At 72.9% G+C, this 18,120-nt stretch carries 9 protein-coding genes; 6 read left to right on the top strand and 3 right to left on the bottom strand.

Annotated elements, in window-relative coordinates; genetic code table 11:
* Positions 1 to 11 precede the first annotated feature (11 nt).
* Positions 12 to 2,825, top strand: a complete 2,814-nt coding sequence (gene secA / locus IF83_RS0126845) for a preprotein translocase subunit SecA (protein WP_030548506.1) — start codon at positions 12 to 14, stop codon at positions 2,823 to 2,825.
* Between the two features lie 126 nt (positions 2,826 to 2,951).
* Here the strand turns inward: secA and IF83_RS0126840 are convergent, their stop codons facing one another.
* Entirely contained in the window at positions 2,952 to 3,497 is a 546-nt protein-coding gene (locus tag IF83_RS0126840; protein ID WP_244177219.1) for an Rv3235 family protein, read from the bottom strand.
* A gap of 270 nt (positions 3,498 to 3,767) precedes the next feature.
* Between IF83_RS0126840 and IF83_RS0126835 the strand changes: the two genes are divergently transcribed.
* The 5 genes from IF83_RS0126835 to IF83_RS0126815 all read left to right on the top strand — a co-directional run bounded on the left by IF83_RS0126835 (position 3,768) and on the right by IF83_RS0126815 (position 15,410).
* Positions 3,768 to 4,274, top strand: a complete 507-nt coding sequence (locus IF83_RS0126835) for a DUF6912 family protein (RefSeq protein ID WP_030548502.1) — start codon at positions 3,768 to 3,770, stop codon at positions 4,272 to 4,274.
* 266 nt (positions 4,275 to 4,540) lie between these two features.
* Positions 4,541 to 5,203 carry an HAD family hydrolase gene (locus IF83_RS0126830; protein ID WP_030548500.1) on the top strand — a complete coding sequence of 221 codons (663 nt, stop codon included), beginning with the start codon at positions 4,541 to 4,543 and terminating at the stop codon, positions 5,201 to 5,203.
* A gap of 645 nt (positions 5,204 to 5,848) precedes the next feature.
* Complete coding sequence (locus IF83_RS0126825; RefSeq protein WP_030548498.1) at positions 5,849 to 10,924, top strand: NAD-glutamate dehydrogenase; 5,076 nt, start codon at positions 5,849 to 5,851, stop codon at positions 10,922 to 10,924.
* 197 nt (positions 10,925 to 11,121) lie between these two features.
* Complete coding sequence (locus tag IF83_RS35095) at positions 11,122 to 14,172, top strand: bifunctional glycosyltransferase/CDP-glycerol:glycerophosphate glycerophosphotransferase (RefSeq protein ID WP_244177218.1); 3,051 nt, start codon at positions 11,122 to 11,124, stop codon at positions 14,170 to 14,172.
* A gap of 116 nt (positions 14,173 to 14,288) precedes the next feature.
* Complete coding sequence (locus IF83_RS0126815) at positions 14,289 to 15,410, top strand: glycosyltransferase (protein WP_030548494.1); 1,122 nt, start codon at positions 14,289 to 14,291, stop codon at positions 15,408 to 15,410.
* Positions 15,411 to 15,431: 21 nt separating this feature from the next.
* Here the strand turns inward: IF83_RS0126815 and IF83_RS30710 are convergent, their stop codons facing one another.
* Both IF83_RS30710 and IF83_RS0126805 read right to left on the bottom strand, forming a co-directional pair.
* Complete coding sequence (locus tag IF83_RS30710) at positions 15,432 to 17,222, bottom strand: glycosyltransferase family 2 protein (RefSeq protein WP_037681550.1); 1,791 nt, start codon at positions 17,220 to 17,222, stop codon at positions 15,432 to 15,434.
* Between the two features lie 124 nt (positions 17,223 to 17,346).
* The gene (locus IF83_RS0126805; protein ID WP_078843911.1) at positions 17,347 to 17,838 is read right to left on the bottom strand and encodes an ATP-binding protein; all 492 of its coding nucleotides are present in this window, start codon (positions 17,836 to 17,838) and stop codon (positions 17,347 to 17,349) included.
* Positions 17,839 to 18,120 lie beyond the last annotated feature (282 nt).

Below are 18,120 nucleotides of genomic sequence, written 5' to 3'. Positions count from 1 at the left end.
GACCACCCCAAGTGTCCGTCTTCAACAAGCTCATGCGTGCAGGCGAAGGCAAGCTCCTGCGCAAGCTGCACCGCATCGCGGGCCAGGTCAACTCCATCGAAGAGGATTTCGTCCATCTCTCCGACGCCGAGCTGCGGGCGCTCACCGACGAGTACAAGGAGCGGTACGCCGACGGCGAGAGCCTGGACGACCTGCTCCCGGAGGCCTTCGCGACGGTCCGTGAGGCGGCCAAGCGCGTCCTCGGCCAGCGGCACTACGACGTCCAGATGATGGGCGGGGCCGCGCTGCACTTCGGCCATGTCGCGGAGATGAAGACCGGTGAGGGCAAGACCCTCGTCGGTACCCTCCCCGCCTACCTCAACGCGCTCTCCGGCAAGGGCGTCCACCTGATCACGGTCAACGACTACCTCGCCGAGCGCGACTCCGAGATGATGGGCCGGGTCCACAAGTTCCTGGGCCTGACCGTCGGCTGCATTCTGGCCAACATGTCGCCCGCGCAGCGCCGCGAGCAGTACAACTGCGACATCACGTACGGCACGAACAACGAGTTCGGCTTCGACTACCTGCGCGACAACATGGCGTGGTCGAAGGACGAGTTGGTGCAGCGCGGGCACAACTTCGCGATCGTCGACGAGGTCGACTCGATCCTCGTGGACGAGGCCCGGACGCCGCTCATCATCTCCGGCCCCGCCGACCAGGCCACCAAGTGGTACGCGGACTTCGCCAAGCTGGCCAAGCGGCTCACCAAGGGCGAGCCCGCCAACCCCCAGCGCGGCATCGAGGAGACCGGCGACTACGAGGTCGACGAGAAGAAGCGCACCGTCGGCATCCACGAGGCCGGAGTCAGCAAGGTCGAGGACTGGCTGGGCATCGACAACCTCTACGAGTCGGTCAACACCCCGCTCGTCGGCTACCTCAACAACGCCATCAAGGCCAAGGAACTCTTCAAGAAGGACAAGGACTACGTCGTCATCGACGGCGAGGTCATGATCGTCGACGAGCACACCGGCCGCATCCTCGCCGGCCGCCGCTACAACGAGGGCATGCACCAGGCGATCGAGGCCAAGGAGGGGGTGGACATCAAGGACGAGAACCAGACGCTCGCCACGATCACCCTCCAGAACTTCTTCCGCCTCTACGACAAGCTCTCCGGCATGACCGGTACGGCCATGACCGAGGCGGCCGAGTTCCACCAGATCTACAAGCTCGGCGTGGTGCCCATCCCGACGAACCGCCCGATGGTCCGGATGGACCAGTCGGACCTGATCTACCGCACCGAGGTCGCCAAGTTCGACGCGGTCGTCGAGGACCTCGTCGAGCGGCACGAGAAGGGCCAGCCGGTCCTCGTCGGCACCACCTCCGTGGAGAAGTCCGAGTACCTCTCCCAGCAGCTCAGCAAGCGCGGCGTGCCGCACGAGGTGCTCAACGCCAAGCACCACGAGCGCGAGGCCTCGATCGTCGCCCAGGCCGGCCGCAAGGGCGCCGTCACCGTCGCCACGAACATGGCCGGCCGCGGTACGGACATCAAGCTCGGCGGCAACCCGGACGACCTGGCCGAGGCGGAGCTGCGCCAGCGCGGGCTGGACCCGGTGGAGCACCCCGAGGAGTGGGCGCAGGCGCTGCCCGCGGCCATGGAGAAGGCCGAGGCGGCCGTCAAGGCGGAGTTCGAGGAGGTCGTGAGCCTCGGCGGGCTCTACGTCCTGGGCACCGAGCGGCACGAGTCCCGGCGTATCGACAACCAGCTGCGCGGCCGCTCCGGCCGTCAGGGCGACCCGGGCGAGTCCCGCTTCTACCTCTCGCTGGGCGACGACCTGATGCGGCTGTTCAAGGCTCAGATGGTCGAGCGGGTCATGGCGATGGCCAACGTGCCCGACGACGTCCCGATCGAGAACAAGATGGTCACCCGCGCCATCGCCTCCGCCCAGTCCCAGGTGGAGCAGCAGAACTTCGAGACCCGTAAGAACGTCCTGAAGTACGACGAGGTCCTCAACCGGCAGCGCGAGGTCATCTACGGCGAGCGCCGCCGGGTTCTGGAGGGCGAGGATCTGCAGGAGCAGATCAAGCACTTCATGGACGACACCATCGACGCCTACATCCACGCCGAGACGGTCGAGGGCTTCGCCGAGGACTGGGATCTGGAGCGGCTGTGGAGCGCCTTCAAGCAGCTCTATCCGGTCAAGGTCACCATCGACGACCTGGAGGACGCGGCCGGCGACCGGCTCGGGATCACCGCCGAGTTCATCTCGGAGATGATCAAGGAGGACATCCACGAGCAGTACGCGGCCCGCGAGGAGCAGCTCGGCTCCGAGATCATGCGGGAGCTGGAGCGGCGTGTGGTGCTCTCGGTCCTGGACCGCAAGTGGCGTGAGCACCTCTATGAGATGGACTACCTCCAGGAGGGCATCGGCCTGCGCGCGATGGCCCAGAAGGACCCGCTGGTCGAGTACCAGCGCGAGGGCTACGACATGTTCACGGCCATGATGGACGGCATCAAGGAGGAGTCCGTCGGCTATCTGTTCAACCTGGAGGTCCAGGTCGAGCAGCAGGTCGAGGAGGTTCCGGTGCAGGAGCGGCCCTCGCTCGACAAGGAGCCGCAGCCCGTCCCCGCGGTGTCCGGGGCCGGCCCGCGCCCGGAGATCCGCGCCAAAGGGCTGGAGGCGCCGCAGCGCCCGGACCGGCTGCACTTCTCCGCCCCGACCGTGGACGGCGAGGGCGGAGTCGTCGAGGGCGATTTCACCAACGACGGGCCCGCCCGCTCGGAGTCGGACGGGATGACCCGCGCCGAGCGCCGCAAGGCCCAGAAGGGCCGCCGCCGCAAGAAGTGACGCCGCCGCCCACCGGGCGGGAGCGGCAGCCGGGGCCGGACACCGCGAGGTGTCCGGCCCCGGCCGCGTATCGGGGCCCACTGCAGCCTCAAGACCTCGCCCCGCTCTCAGGGCCTCGCGGCGCTCTCAGGACGTCGCGGGGGCGGACGTGGCCGGGGTACCCGGAACCGGGCCCAGCTCGACGGCGGAGCAGCGCCAGCGGCCGTCGCGGCCGTGCTCCAGCCGGAAGGCCAGGGCCCGTACCCGGTCGCCGGTGAGGATCCGGGCGTAGGCCTCGATGACACCGGGCCGCGGCCGGTATTCGTCGCAGCGGCTGACGACGGGCGCCGGGTGGGTGCCCCGCGCGGTCGTCCGGGGCGGGGCGAGGGGTGCCCGCGGGGCGAGCCGCACCAGTTGTTCGTACGCCGGGCCGGCGGTGTGGCCGAGCATCCAGTGGACCGGGCGCTGTCCGCTGAGGGTGAGCAGCAGCCGGTCGGCGAACCAATAGCGGGGCAGCAGTTCGCGTTCCCGCAGCCGGCGCGTTCCCGCGCTCGGGAGGGCGCCCGGCCCGGTGGGGCCGCGCGGGTCGCGCCGGGCCGGTGGCCCGTTCCGGCCGCGGCCCGGTCCCGTCGGGCGGCGCCCCGTTCCGGCCGTACCGATCTTGTCCATACCGATGCCCCGTTCTGTCGGCACCCGGCTCTTACCGGGCGGTAACTTCGCTCCGCCGAGACTTCTAACGACCGCGGGCAGCGGTGCGCAACCACGCGGGATCCGCGGGACCGGGCCGCGGGAGGTTCACCTATCAGAGTGAGACAACCTTGCTGACCAGGGTGTTTGTCGTCCCTTGGAGGCGGGGTGGCGGCCCGGGCACGGCCTTCGGCGGGCTGACCCCGCAACTCGAAGGGGGACGCCGCCCGTATGCTGGCCGCACCGTCAGCCAGTGCTTCAGGAGAAACGGCAGCCATGCGCGTCTACGTCCCCACGACCCTGCCCGGACTCGCCGAGGCCCGGCGGGCGGGCGAACTGGGCCCCGCTCCGCTGGACGCCTTCGCCGTCACTCCCGCGCTGCGCGAGTGGTACGTCTCCGAGGACATCGAGGAACTGGAGTACGCCGCCCTGAACCGGGCCGCGCAGGCCTCGCTGCGGCTGCTCGCCGTCGACCCCGGGGCTCCCCGCCGCCGGCTCGTGGTGGCACTCGACGTTCCCGACGGTCTCGTCACCGCGGACCCGGACCGGGCTCTGGACCCCGCCGCCGTGGGCGAGGTGCGGATCCGGGCGGCCGTCCCGCTGGCCAAGGCGGCGGCCGTGCACATCGACGCGGAGGACGCCGAGCCCGACGTGGCGGCGGCCGCCGCCGCCCTGGGCGCGGCCGACCGGGGTGACGAGGACGCGCGGTTCACGGTGGACGGTGCCGAGGACCACGAACTGCTCTGGTACGCAACGCAGGAGATCGAGCACCTGCTGGACTGACCGTTCCCCGTCGGCCCGTCGGCCCGTCGGCCCGTCGGCCCCGCGGCTCCGCGGCTCCGGCGGTTCCGGCCGGCAGGACCGTAAGGGCTGGGGCCGGGACGGCCCCGGGCCTGGTGCCACGGCCCCGTCCCGGCCCGCCGGAATGCCCCTCGCGCACCGGCCGGGCACCGGGCGCCGGGGCACCAGGTGGCCGGAAAGCCACTGGTCCGGGACCGTATCCGGTGCCCGGCGCCCGCGTTGTCGGTGCCCGCCGCTACCGTCGGGGCATGGGACAGCGGACGGCCCACATCGTGTGGGACTGGAACGGCACTCTCTTCCACGACATCGATGCCGTGATCGAGGCGACGAACGCCTCCTTCGCGGAGTTCGGCCTGGAGCCGATCACCCTGGAGCGGTACCGGGAGCTGTACTGCGTCCCAGTACCCCGCTTCTACGAGCGGCTGCTGGGGCGGCTCCCCACCGACAGCGAGTGGGAGACGATGGACGCGATCTTCCACCGGCACTACTGGGCCCGGGCGGGCACCGCCGGTCTGACCCCAGGCGCAAGGGAGCTGCTGAGCCGGCGCCGGGCGGACGGGCACACCCAGTCGCTGTGTTCCCTCGCCCCGCACGAGCATCTGGTGCCGATCGTGCGGAACCACGGGATCGAGGAGCACTTCACACGGGTGGACGGCCGCCGGGGTCCCTCCCACGTCGGCAAGGCCGAGCAGATGGTGAGCCATCTCACGTCGCTGGGCGCGATACCGGCCGATCGCGTCGTGGTGATCGGGGACGCGCTGGACGACGCCGTGGCGGCCCGGCACATCGGGGCGCGGGCCGTGCTCTACACCGGCGGATCGCACAGCCGGAGCAGCCTGGAACAGGCCGGGGTGCCGGTCGTGGACACGCTCGACGAGGCGGTGGAGACGGCCGAGAGCCTCGTCGGCTGAGCCGCCGGGAGAGCCCCGTCCGGCCGCACCGCCGGCCCCGGGGCCGCACCGGACGGCTGGCGCTGAACAGGGTGAACCCCCGGAACGGGCGTACGGACCGGGCGGGTTGGGCCCGGTGCCGCGCCGTGCCCGGCCGCGCTCCGGCGTGCGCCGGGGTGAGCCGACCCGCCGACCGCGGGCGTGCCCGTCGCGTGCGCCGTTCAACCCACCCGCCGGGGTCGGGCGGCCGTCCGGGATGCCCCCGGTGACCCCGCTGTCACTGTCCACAACGTCAAATTTCGCCCCGGTGTTCTGAATAATCGGCTGATGACCCAGCCCGCGAGCGGAGCGATAGCCTGGGGCCGTGATCAGCGCGATATCCCGCGGGGGCAGCGCCGCCCCCTCGTCAGGTCGTCGCCATCGGGGCCCCGCCCCGTGGCGCGGGCCGGCGGCGGTATCGCGCCTCCCGGCGCGCCGCGGCGAAGCCCGCGGCGCCGGATCGCGGCAGCGGTCCCAGCGGCCGACCATGGCCGGTAGCGGCCCGGTCCTCTCTCATCCCGGCAGCAGGCCGGACGCGACGCGTTCCTCCGCGTACCCCGCGTCGCGGCTCACCGCCACCACCTTCACCCACGTCACGCAACGGCGCGCGACAGGAGCCTGAACGACATGCAGAACAAGCTGGACGAAGCCAAGGCCGAGCTGCTCGCCAGAGCGGCCCGGGTCGCCGAGAAGAGCCCGGCCGGGGGCAGCCAGCCGGCCGGTTTCCACCGCGACGGAATCCTCGACGAGGAGGCCCTCAGCGCCTACCTCCAGCGCTACTACCGGCACACCGCGGCCGAGGACCTGGTCGACCGGGACCCGGTGGACGTCCTCGGCGCGGCCCTCTCCCACCTCCGGCTCGCCGAGAACCGCCCGCAGGGCAAGGCGAACGTCCGGGTGTACACCCCCACGGTCGAGGAGAACGGCTGGACGTGCAGTCACTCCGTGGTCGAGGTGGTCACGGACGACATGCCCTTCCTCGTCGACTCCGTCACCAACGAGCTGTCCCGCCAGGGCCGCGGCATCCATGTCGTCGTGCACCCGCTCGTGCCCGTCCGCCGCGATGTCACCGGCACGCTGATCGAGGTCCTCGACCCGGGCCGGATGTCCGGTGAGCGCCCGCTCGACGCGCTCTCCGAGTCCTGGATCCACGTCGAGATCGACCGCGAGACCGACCGCGCGGACCTCAAGCAGATCACCGCCGATCTGCGCCGGGTTCTCTCCGACGTCCGGGAGACCGTCGAGGACTGGGAGAAGATGCACGGCGCCGCGCTGCGCCTCGCCGACGAGCTCCACACCGAGCCGGTCGCCGAGGACGTTCCGGCGCAGGACGTGGAGGAGGCCCGGGAACTCCTCCGCTGGCTGGCCGCCGACCACTTCACCTTCCTCGGCTACCGCGAGTACGAGCTGACGTCCGTGCCCAGCGAGAGCGGCGGCGAGGAGGACGCGCTGCGCGCGGTCCCGGGTACCGGGCTCGGCATCCTCCGCTCCGACCCGAGCCAGCGGCGCGACAGCGAGGGCCGGCCCGTCTCGTCCTCGTTCAGCCGGCTGCCGGCCGATGCCCGGGCCAAGGCCCGTGAGCACCGGCTGCTGGTGCTGACCAAGGCCAACAGCCGGGCCACCGTGCACCGCCCCTCCTACCTCGACTACGTCGGGGTCAAGAAGTTCGACAGCCACGGCAACGTCATCGGTGAGCGCCGCTTCCTCGGTCTCTTCTCCTCGGCCGCGTACACCGAGTCGGTCACCCGCGTCCCGGTGGTCCGCCGCAAGGTGGCCGAGGTGCTCTCCGGCGCGGGGGTCGACGCCGACAGCCACGACGGCCGCGACCTGCTGCAGATCCTGGAGACCTACCCGCGCGACGAGCTGTTCCAGACCCCGGTCGGCCAGCTGCGCTCCACCGCCACCAGCGTGCTCTACCTCCAGGAACGCCGCAGGCTCCGCCTCTATCTGCGCCAGGAGGAGTACGGCCGCTACTACTCGGCCCTGGTCTACCTGCCGCGGGACCGCTTCAACACCACCGTCCGGCTGCGGCTGATCGACATCCTCAAGGAGGAGCTGGGCGGCACCAGCGTCGACTTCACCGCCTGGAACACAGAATCGATTCTCTCCCGGCTGCACTTCGTCATCCGGGTGCCGCAGGGCACGGAGCTGCCCCATCTGACGGACGCCGACGCCGAGCGGATCGAGGCCCGCCTCGCCGAGGCCGCCCGCTCCTGGACCGACGGCTTCTCCGAGGCGCTCCACGCGGAGCTCGGCGAGGAGTACGCCGCCGAGCTGGCCCGCCGCTACGGCGACGCCTTCCCCGAGGGCTACAAGGCCGACCACTCGCCGCGCAGCGCCGTCTCCGACCTGCAGCACCTGGAGAAACTCACCCCGGGCGAGCGGGACTTCGCGCTCAGTCTGTACGAGCCGGTGGGCGCCGCCCCGGGCGAGCGGCGTTTCAAGATCTACCGCACCGGTGAGCAGGTCTCGCTGTCCGCGGTGCTGCCCGTGCTGCAGCGGCTGGGCGTCGAGGTCGTCGACGAACGCCCGTACGAGCTCCGCTGCGCCGACCGCACCACCGCCTGGATCTACGACTTCGGGCTGCGGATGCCGGCGGTCGACGGCGACTACCTGGGCGACGACGCCCGCGACCGCTTCCAGGAGGCGTTCGCCGCCGTCTGGACGGGCGAGGCCGAGAACGACGGCTTCAACGCGCTGGTGCTGAGCGCCGGGCTCACCTGGCGGCAGGCCATGGTGCTGCGCGCCTACGCGAAGTACCTGCGGCAGGCGGGCTCGACGTTCAGCCAGGAGTACATGGAGGACACCCTCCGCCACAACGTCCACACCACCCGGCTGCTCGTCAGCCTGTTCGAGGCCCGGATGGCCCCGGAGCGGCAGCGGGCCGGCCGGGAGCTGACCGACGGGCTGCTGGAGGAACTGGAGGGCGCCCTCGACCAGGTGGCGAGCCTGGACGAGGACCGCATCCTGCGCTCCTTCCTCACCGTCATCAACGCCACGCTGCGGACGAATCACTTCCAGCATGCGGATGGTGGAAGCGGCCGGGGGGGCCAGCATGCGGATGGTGGAAGCGGCCGGGGGGGCCAGCATGCGGATGGTGGAAGCGGCAAGGGGGGCCGGCAGGCTGACGGCGGCCGCCGCTGGCACGGTTACGTCTCCTTCAAGCTCGACCCGCAGGCGATCCCCGATCTGCCCGCTCCCCGCCCCGCGTACGAGATCTGGGTGTACTCGCCCCGCGTCGAGGGCGTCCACCTCCGCTTCGGCAAGGTGGCCCGCGGCGGGCTGCGCTGGTCCGACCGGCGCGAGGACTTCCGCACCGAGATCCTGGGCCTGGTCAAGGCGCAGATGGTGAAGAACACCGTCATCGTGCCGGTCGGCGCCAAGGGCGGTTTCGTCGGCAAGCGGCTGCCGGACCCGGCCGTGGACCGCGACGCCTGGCTGGCCGAGGGCGTCGCCTGCTACAAGACCTTCATCTCCGGTCTGCTCGACATCACCGACAACCTCGTCGGCGGGGAGGTCGTCCACCCCGAGGACGTCGTCCGGCACGACGGGGACGACACCTACCTCGTCGTCGCCGCCGACAAGGGCACCGCGTCGTTCTCCGACATCGCCAACGAGGTCGCCACCGCCTACGGCTTCTGGCTGGGCGACGCCTTCGCCTCCGGCGGCTCCGCGGGCTACGACCACAAGGGCATGGGCATCACCGCCCGCGGCGCCTGGGAGTCCGTCAAACGGCACTTCCGCGAGCTGGGCCACGACACCCAGACGGAGGACTTCACGGTCGTCGGCGTCGGCGACATGTCCGGGGACGTCTTCGGCAACGGCATGCTGCTCAGCGAGCACATCCGCCTCGTCGCGGCCTTCGACCACCGGCACATCTTCCTCGACCCGGAGCCGGACGCCGCCGTCTCCTACGCCGAGCGCCGCCGCCTCTTCGAACTGCCGCGCAGCTCCTGGGCGGACTACGACACCTCGCTGCTCTCGCCGGGCGGTGGCATCCACCCGCGCTCCGCGAAGTCCGTCCCCGTGGGCGCGCACATCCGGCAGGCCCTCGGGATCGAGGACGGGATCACCAAGATGACCCCGGCCGAGCTGATGAAGGCCATCCTCAGCGCCCCCGTGGACCTGCTGTGGAACGGCGGCATCGGCACGTACGTCAAGGCGTCCTCGGAGACGCACGCGGACGTCGGCGACAAGGCCAACGACGCCATCCGCGTCGACGGCCGGGACGTGCGGGCCAAGGTCATCGGTGAGGGCGGCAACCTCGGCGCCACTCAGCTCGGCCGCATCGAGTTCGCCATCCACGGCGGCCCGGACCGCACCGGCGGGCGCGTCAACACCGACGCGATCGACAACAGCGCCGGTGTGGACACCTCCGACCACGAGGTGAACATCAAGATCCTGCTCAACGCGGTCGTCGCCAACGGCGACATGACCGTCAAGCAGCGCAACAAGCTGCTCGCGGAGATGACCGACGAGGTGGGCGCCCTGGTGCTGCGCAACAACTACGCGCAGAACGTCGCGCTCGCCAACGCGGTGACGCAGGCCCCCAGCCTGCTCCACGCCCACCAGCGCGCCATCCGCCGGCTGGAGAGCACCGGCGACCTCGACCGGGCGCTGGAGTTCCTCCCCGCCGACCGGCAGATCAAGGAGCGGCTGGCCAACGGCCGCGGCCTCACCCAGCCGGAGCTGGCCGTACTGCTCGCCTACGACAAGATCACCGCGGCCGAGGAGCTGATCGGCACCGGCCTCCCCGACGACCCGTACCTTCAGCGGCTGCTGCACGCCTACTTCCCGCAGGCCCTGCGGGAGCGGTTCCCGGAGCAGATCGAGGGGCACGCGCTGCGCCGCGAGATCGTGACGACCGTGCTGGTCAACGACACGGTCAACAGCGCCGGCACCACCTTCCTGCACCGGATGCGGGAGGAGACGGGAGCCTCGACGGAGGAGGTCGTCCGGGCGCAGACCTCGGCCCGGGCGATCTTCGGCCTGGGCTCCGTCTGGGACGCCGTGGAGGCGCTGGACAACCGGGTACCGGCGGCCGTCCAGACCCGGATCCGGCTGCACTCGCGGCGGCTGGTGGAGCGCGGCACCCGCTGGCTGCTCAACAACCGCCCGCAGCCGCTGGAGATCGCCGAGACGATCGACTTCTTCGCCGAGCGGGTGGAGGCCGTCTGGTCCCAGCTGCCGAAGCTGCTCCGGGGCCCGGACCTGGAGTGGTACCAGGCCAATCTGGACGAGCTGACCGCCGCGGGCGTGCCGGGCGAGCTGGCCGCGCGGGTCGCGGGCTTCTCCTCGGCCTTCCCGACGCTCGACATCGTGGCGATCGCCGACCGCAACGACAAGACGCCGCTGGACGTCGCCGAGGTGTACTACGACCTCGCGGACCGGCTGCGGATCAGCCGGCTGATGGACCGGATCATCGAACTGCCGCGCTCCGACCGCTGGCAGTCGATGGCCCGCGCCGCCATCCGCGAGGACCTCTACGCGGCCCACGCGGCGCTCACCGCCGATGTGCTGCGGGCCGGCAACGGCACCTCGACGCCCGAACAGCGCTTCGGCGCCTGGCAGCGGAAGAACAGCGCGATCCTGGCCCGCGCCCGGGCCACGCTCGACGAGATCCACGGGTCGGACTCCTTCGACCTGGCCAATCTCTCCGTGGCGATGCGCACCATGCGGACGCTGCTGCGCGCGCACCGCTGACGGGGCGCGGGCGGCGCCCGTGCCCCGCTCCGCCGTCCCAGGGGGCGGTCCGGCTCCGGCCGGGCCGCCCCCGCGGCGTTGCGCGGCGTGCGGGGCCGCCGCCGTTCCGTCCCCCGCGCGGATCCGCGGGGGCCTCCGTACGATGGGACGACGGATGATCCCGTTCTGTCCGTATCCGGCCCGTGCGGGAGGCAGGGATGAGCATGACGACCGGGGAGGGGAGGCGGAGCGGGCGGACCCCGGACGTCTCGGTGATCGTGATCGTCTACAACGACGCCGAGCGCCTCCCGGCCGCCGTGCGCTCCGTCCTGGCCCAGACGCTGAACGCCGTCGAGATCGTGATCGTCGACGACCACAGCACCGACGGCTCCCACGAGACGGCCCTCCGCCTGGCCGCCGCCGACCCGGACCGGGTGCGGGTCCTCCGCCTCCCCGCGAACAGCGGCGGCTGCAGCGCCCCCCGCAACCGCGGCATCGAGGCGGCCCGCGCCCCCTGGCTGATGTTCCTCGACAGCGACGACGAACTGCCCCGGCACGCCTGCAAGTCGATGCTGCTCACCGCCGAGCGCACCGGCGCGGACTTCGTCACCGGCGAGGTGACGCGGCTCTACGAGGAGTCCGGCACCACCGGCCTCTGGTACCCGGACCTCTTCGCGGACGAACGGGTGGTCGACGGTATCCGGGAGGCGCCGGAGTTCTTCTTCGACCACCTCTCCACCAACAAGCTCTACGCGGCCTCCTTCATCGCCCGCCACCGGCTGCGCTTCCCGGAGGGCATCCACTACGAGGACCAGCTCTTCTCCGCGCGCGCCTTCACCCTGGCCCGCCGGTTCGCCGTGGTCCCCTGGCCCGTCTACACCTGGCACCTGGCGGCCGACCCCGCCCGGCCGTCGATCTCCTCCAGCCGCCATCGCATCCGGAACGTCATCGACCGGATCGCCGTGGCCCGGATGATCGACGGCTTTCTGGAGGAGAGCGGCAACACCGGTCTGCGCCCTGCCAAGGACCGCAAGTTCCTGCACCACGACTTCCGCCTCCACCTGGGCGATCTGGCCTTCCGCGGCCCGGAGTGGACCGGGCGCTTCGCGGCCGAGACCGTCCCCTATCTGGACGGCCTCGCGCCGGAGGCGGTCGCCTCGCTCCCGCGCGACGAGCGCGTCTGCCTGCGGCTGCTCCGCGAGGGCCGGTACGCGGAGGTGCGGCAGTGCGCCCGGGCGCTCGGGCGGCCGGGCATCGCGCCGCGCCACGCCGTACGGGACGGTGCCGGGCGGGTGTACTGGGGCGCGCGGCTCCCGGCCGCCGGGACGGACGCGGCCGCCGATCTGGACATCACCGCCTGGCGGTTGACGGAACAGCCGTTCGCCGGCGGCCGGATACGCCACGAGGCCGAAGCCCTCGTCCCCGAAGGGCCACTGCTCCGGCTCCGGCTGCGCACCCATGACCCGGCGGGACTGCTCACGGACACCGCCGGCACGCCGGGCGGGGAGGACGGGCTGACGGCCGAGCTGTGGCTGAGCGCGGGCGGGGCGCCCCTGAAGGTCCCGTTCCGCTACCGCCGGCTCACGGGTGCGCAGCCGGGGGAGACGGGGACGGCCGGTACGCACCGCGCCGCCGGGACCGCCGGGACCGCCGGGACCGCCGGGCTCGAGAGGCCCGCCGGCACGACCGGCGCTGCGGCCGGGACCGGCGCCGAGTCCGGGACCCAGTCCGGCACCGGCGCCGCGTCCAAGCCCGGCCCCGGTAACGCCGCGGCGGCCGGCCGCACCGGTGGCGAGTACACCGCCGAGCTCATCCTCGATCCGCGCCGCATCCCCCTCCGGCCCCAGGGCTTCGCCGGCCGCCGTCACCCGGTGGTCGTCCTCACCCGGCACGGCCTGACCCGCCGGGACCCGCTGCTGGCCCCGCTCGATCTACCGCCCCTGCGGACGGCGCTGCCCCGCGCCGGACCGCTCTGCGGCCACGAACTCCGCGTCGTCTGCGAGGAGAAGGGCGCCGGGCGGCTGGAGTTCCGCTGGCGGCGTGCCGGCGCGCTGCGCCTGGCGGCCGAGCTGGCGCCCCGGCTGGGCCCGGTCCACCGCGGGGTCCTGCGGCTGCGGCGGCGGCTGACGAGTCCCCGGCTGAAGGCGATGGCCGAGCGCGAGCTGTGGCGGCTGCCGGTCGACCGGCACCTGGTGCTCTTCGAGGCGATGGAGGGCGCCGGCTACACCGACAGCCCCCGCTACATCCACGAGGAACTGGTGCGGCGCGGGCTGCCGTACCGCAGCGTGTGGTCGTACGCGGGGGACCGCTCCTCCTTCCCGCCCGGAGTGCCGCTCGTCCGGCGCGGCAGCTGGGCGTACGTCCGTACGCTCGCCCGGGCCGCGTACTGGGTGGACTCGCACGGCATCCCCTCCGTCTACGCCAAGCGCCCCGAGACCCGCTATCTGCAGACCTGGCACGGCCAGGCGCTGAAGCACATGGGCTTCGACACCCCGGAGTTGCGGCTGGGCGGCGAGGAACGGCGGCGCAGGCACCGGGAGATGGTGGCCCGCTGGGACGTCCTGATCGCGCCCAGCGAGGAGTTCGAGCGCACGTTCGTCCGGGCCAACGGCTACACCGGTGAACTGCTCCGCTGTGGGCTGCCGCGCAACGACGTCCTGGTGCGCTGGAACGAGCCCGCGCAGCGGGACCGCGCCGCCGCCGCCCGCCACCGGCTGCAGATCCCGGACGGCCGCCGGGTGCTGCTCTACGCGCCGACCTTCCGGGACGGCCTGCGCGGCAGCGGCGACTCGATCCGGGTGGACCTGGCGGAGCTGGCCGAGGGGATCGGCGAGGAGTGGACCGTGGTCGTCCGGCCGCATGCCTACGACCGGTTCACCGTGCCGCCGGAGCTCGGGCACGCGATCCGCGACGGCCGGGGCTTCACCGATGTCAACGACCTGCTGCTGGCCTCCGACGCGCTGGTGACGGACTACTCCTCCCTGATGTTCGACTACGCCGCCCTGGGCCGGCCGATCCTGCTGTTCACCGACGACTACGAGGAGTACAGCGGCGGCTCGCGCGGGACGTACTACGACCTGCCGGACATCGCCCCCGGGCCGATGCTGGAAACCACCGGCGAACTGGTGGCGGCGGTGAGGGACTTGGACCGGGTGACCGTCGAGTGGGCCGGGGCGTACGCCCGTTTCCGCGAGATGTTCGCCTCCCGGGACACCGGCCGGGAGAGCAAGGCCGTGGTCGACCGGTTCTTCGAAGGGGGCGCACGGTGAGCGGGGGTGCGGGCGCCGGCGCACACAGGAGCGCATATGAGGGCGCACGCGGGGACGAGCGCGGGGACGCACGCGCCGGAGCCCGCGCGGCGCCCCGGGGGCGCACCGTCTTCCTCGTGGGCATCGACGTCGACTCGATGGGCGGCTCCCAGCGCGTGCTGCACACCCTCGCGCAGGGGTTCGGCGAGCGCGGGCACCGTACGGAGCTGATCGGCATCCGGCCGAGCCCGGAGCCGTACCGTTACCACGCCGATCCCGCCTACCGGCACACCACGCTCTACCCCGCCCCCGCGTCGCCCCTCCGCCCGGCGCGCAGCCTCACCGAACGCCTCGGCCCCGCCCGGCTGCTGGAGGCCCGGGCACGCCGCGCCGAGCGCGACCGGGCGCGGGCCCGGCTGGCCGCCCGGTTCGCCACCGCCGACCGCGGCTACGTCATCATCGGCTCGCCCTGGGCCGTCGACTGGCTCTCCGCCGTGGACCGGCCGCGGCTCAAGGGCATCGGCCAGTACCACGAGTCGTTCGCGCAGGCGCGCGCCTCGGCGAACCTCCGGCTCATCCTGCGGCACTACCCGGAGCTGGAGAAGGCCCTCTTCCTCAGCGAGGGCGACGCCGCCGACTTCCGCCGGCAGCGGCTGCCGAACGCCGCCGTGATGCCCAACCCACTGCCGTTCACGCCCCCCTCCGCTCCGGCTCCGCTCGACACCCGCCGGATCGGCGCCGTCGGCAGGCTGGAGGAGATCAAGCGGCTGGACCGGCTGATCGACGCCTTCGCGGAGATCGCCCCGGACCGGCCCGGCTGGGAGCTGCACCTCTTCGGCGACGGGCCGCTGGAGGCGGAGCTGCGGGGGCGGGCCGCCCGGCTCGGCTGCGCGGAGAGAGTCGTCTTCCGGGGCAGCGTGCGCGATGTGGCAGCCGCCTACCGCGAGCTGTCCGTGCTGGCGCTCACCAGCGAGCGCGAGGGGCGCCCGATGGCCGTGGCGGAGGCGGCGGCCTGCGGAGTGCCCGTGGTGAGCTTCGATCTCTCGGACGGGGTGCGGGAGTTGGTCGCCGACGGCCGCACCGGCAGGCTGGTACGCCCCGGCGATCAGGAGGCGTTCACCGCCGCGCTGCGCGACCTGACGACGGACGGCGCGCTGCGGGAGCGTTTCGGGCGCGCGGCACGGGAGCACGTTGCCCCGCTCGCGCTGCCCGCGGTACTCGACCGCTGGGAAGCCCTGTTCGACGAGATCGACCGCTGAGCGGGGGCCGGGACGGCGCGCTCACCACCGCTCGGCCAGCCCTCGCCGCAGCGCCCGGCCGACGATACGGAGCGCGTTACGCGGCCCACGCGCCACCCGCAGCGCCAGCGATCCCCCCGCCGCCTCGAACGGGTGCAAAAGCAGCAGCCCGTGCCGGCCCGCCGCCACCCCGCGGCGCGGCAGCGGACCGGTGGCCCGTACGCCGGTGTAGACCGAACTGCCGTCCGCGCAGCGGACCCTGACCCGGACGTCCCACGTCTCCTGCGTTCCGCCGCGCGCCGCCGCCGGGGGTGGCCCGGCGGCGCCCGGGGCCTCCGGGCCGAGCAGGACCTCGGCGGTCCAGGACGGGGCCGCGGTGTCGTCCCGGGTGAGGACGGCGTTCCGGGCCTGCCCCAGCCGGCCGTCGTCGCGGTGGCGCAGTTCGATGTCCACGGTGACCGGGCCGCCGGCGGCCAGCAGCCGTCCGTACAGCTCGTGCACGCGGAGGGTGAGCCGCAGCCGGGGCCGGGTGAGGCCCATGGCCCCGGCGGCGACGGCACCGGCTCCGGTGCCGCTGCCGCTGGTGCCCCCCTCCCCGTTCCGGCCGCCGCCGTTCCCGGGGCCTCCGTCGCCGCGGTGTCCGCCGCCTCGGCCGGGGCCGCGCTGGTACGTGCTGAGCACCCCGTCGACGGTGACCGGCAGCCGGTGCAGCGGCGTCTCGTCCACCCCGTCGAGCGGGACGGTCGGCAGATCGATGGCCCATACCGGCCGCCCGTTGACGCGGGCGTACGGCGGCAGCAGCCGTGGCGGGTGGACGGCGAGCCCGGCCAGCCGCTCCACATCCCGGGGGTGCCCGGCGGCCGCGATGACCCGGGCGCTCCACCGCGCGGGCGCGCGGGCCGCGAGCAGATCCTCCTCGCCGAACGACTCCAGGTGTTCCCGGGCGAGGTCCCACCAGGCGATGCGGTGGTCCTCGTCGCGCCGGTTCAGCTCCCGCAGGTATATCCGCAGGTCGTGGTCGAGGAACTTCACCCGGGCGGCGTGGGCGAGCCGCCGCTGCCCGGCCAGTTCCAGGGTGTCCACGGCCAGCCGGTGCGCCGTCAGCCGGGCGCGCCAGCCGTCCACGTGGTCCCGGTCCAGCGAGATGGACGGCTGGGCGGCGGCGCGGCGGACGTGCCAGATGTAGACGGTGTCGGGGATGACGGCGATCCGGGGGCGGGCGGCCAGGACCCGGGCGGTGAAGACGAAGTCCTCGTAGCGGAACGGGCCTTCGGGGAAGGCGATGTCGTGCGCGGCGAGGAAGGCCCGGTCGTACAGCTTGTTGACGCACAGGGTGTCGCGGACCAGGCGCGGCTGCAGCTCCGGCGCGTCGTGGACCGCCTCGGACAGGAAGAGCCCGCGCTGCCAGCGGGTGTCGCGCCGCTGCGGCAGTTCGCGCCGGAGGCAGGCGCCGGCGACGACCGGTGCGGCGTGCCGGCGGGCGGCGGCGAGGAGGGCGTCGGCGGCGCCCGGCGGCAGCACGTCGTCGCTGTCGAGGAACATGACGTATGGGGCGGTGGCCTGGCGCAGCCCGTCATTGCGGGGACTGCCGCAGCCGCCGCTGTTGACGGCCCGGTGCCGCACGCGCAGCCGGGGCTCGCGGGCCGCCATCCGGTCGAGCAGGCCGCCGGTGCCGTCGGTGGAGGCGTCGTCCACGGCGATCACCTCGCGGACGGCGGGACCTTGGCCGAGGGCGGAGCGCACCGCGTTCCTGATGTGCGCCGCGTCGTTGTAGCCGATCACGATCACACTGATCTGCCCGGCGGTCACCGGCTCCGGCGTATCGGCATCCATGCGGACAAACCTATCCGCCGCGACGGCGGATCCCGGCCCAAGCCCGGCCCGGACCCACCCCGGGCGCGGCCGGTGGTGGCCTGCCGCCGGGCCGTCCGAGCGCGCGTTCCGGACCGTCGCCCCTTCATGGGTCAGTGCGGACCGCGCGGGGAAGGGATGTGAACGGATGGTACGCGGGCTGCGACGGCGAGCATGCTGCTTCTCGGGTGGCGGCGACGGCCTTGAACCGAGACCAGACGATCTTGCCGAACGGCTGGCGGCTCTCGACTCCCCACGCGTCGGCGAGCAGCTGGACGAGCAGCAGACCGCGACCGGACGCATCCGCCGGGTCCGGGTCGTGGACGCGCGGCCGGTGGCTGTCGCGTCGAAGACTGCGGCTGTCGTGCACCTCCAGGCGCAGGACAGTGTCATCGTGGGCCAGCTTGACGAGGAAGCCGCGTCCCGGCTCGGTCCCGTGCACGAGCGCGTTGGTGGCCAGCTCGGAAACACAAAGCCGGACATCGTCCGTGAGCCCGTCCAGCCCCCAGGAAGCCAGGGTGGCGGTGGTGAACTTTCGTGCCAGGCTCACAGATCGGGGCCTGGCGTCGAAGTACTTCTGCGTCATCAGTTCGGACATGCCGGTCTCGCTTTCGGTGTCAAGGCCCTGCTGAAGGCAGGCTCGGCCGGTGCCGGTCGGGCCGGTGGCAGGGATGTGCCTCAGCAGCGGAGCAGGGGCAGGTGGTGCCTCCAGCCGGATCCGACGACCGGGATCAAGAGTGATCCGCCTGCGTTGCCGCAGGTAGTGACAGGTGCCCGCCCTTCATGGGCGGGTTCATCGCCCTCAGTGGGCGGCCGGTCCGCCCACAGCGGACAGGTCTGATGGCGTGCCGGGGCAGGCACGAACTCGTTGGTCATCAGA

Source organism: Streptomyces albus subsp. albus (assembly GCF_000719865.1).
GTDB lineage: Bacteria > Actinomycetota > Actinomycetes > Streptomycetales > Streptomycetaceae > Streptomyces > Streptomyces albus_E.
This window is presented reverse-complemented; position numbering and strand designations above follow the sequence as displayed.

Coding starts and splice junctions, on each gene's coding strand:
- IF83_RS0126835 (WP_030548502.1), top strand. CDS start 3,768: ATGCGCGTCTACGTCCCCACGACCCTGCCCGGACTCGCCGAGGCCCGG.
- IF83_RS0126830 (WP_030548500.1), top strand. CDS start 4,541: ATGGGACAGCGGACGGCCCACATCGTGTGGGACTGGAACGGCACTCTC.
- IF83_RS0126805 (WP_078843911.1), bottom strand. CDS start 17,838: ATGTCCGAACTGATGACGCAGAAGTACTTCGACGCCAGGCCCCGATCT.
- IF83_RS35095 (WP_244177218.1), top strand. CDS start 11,122: ATGAGCATGACGACCGGGGAGGGGAGGCGGAGCGGGCGGACCCCGGAC.
- IF83_RS0126825 (WP_030548498.1), top strand. CDS start 5,849: ATGCAGAACAAGCTGGACGAAGCCAAGGCCGAGCTGCTCGCCAGAGCG.
- IF83_RS30710 (WP_037681550.1), bottom strand. CDS start 17,222: ATGGATGCCGATACGCCGGAGCCGGTGACCGCCGGGCAGATCAGTGTG.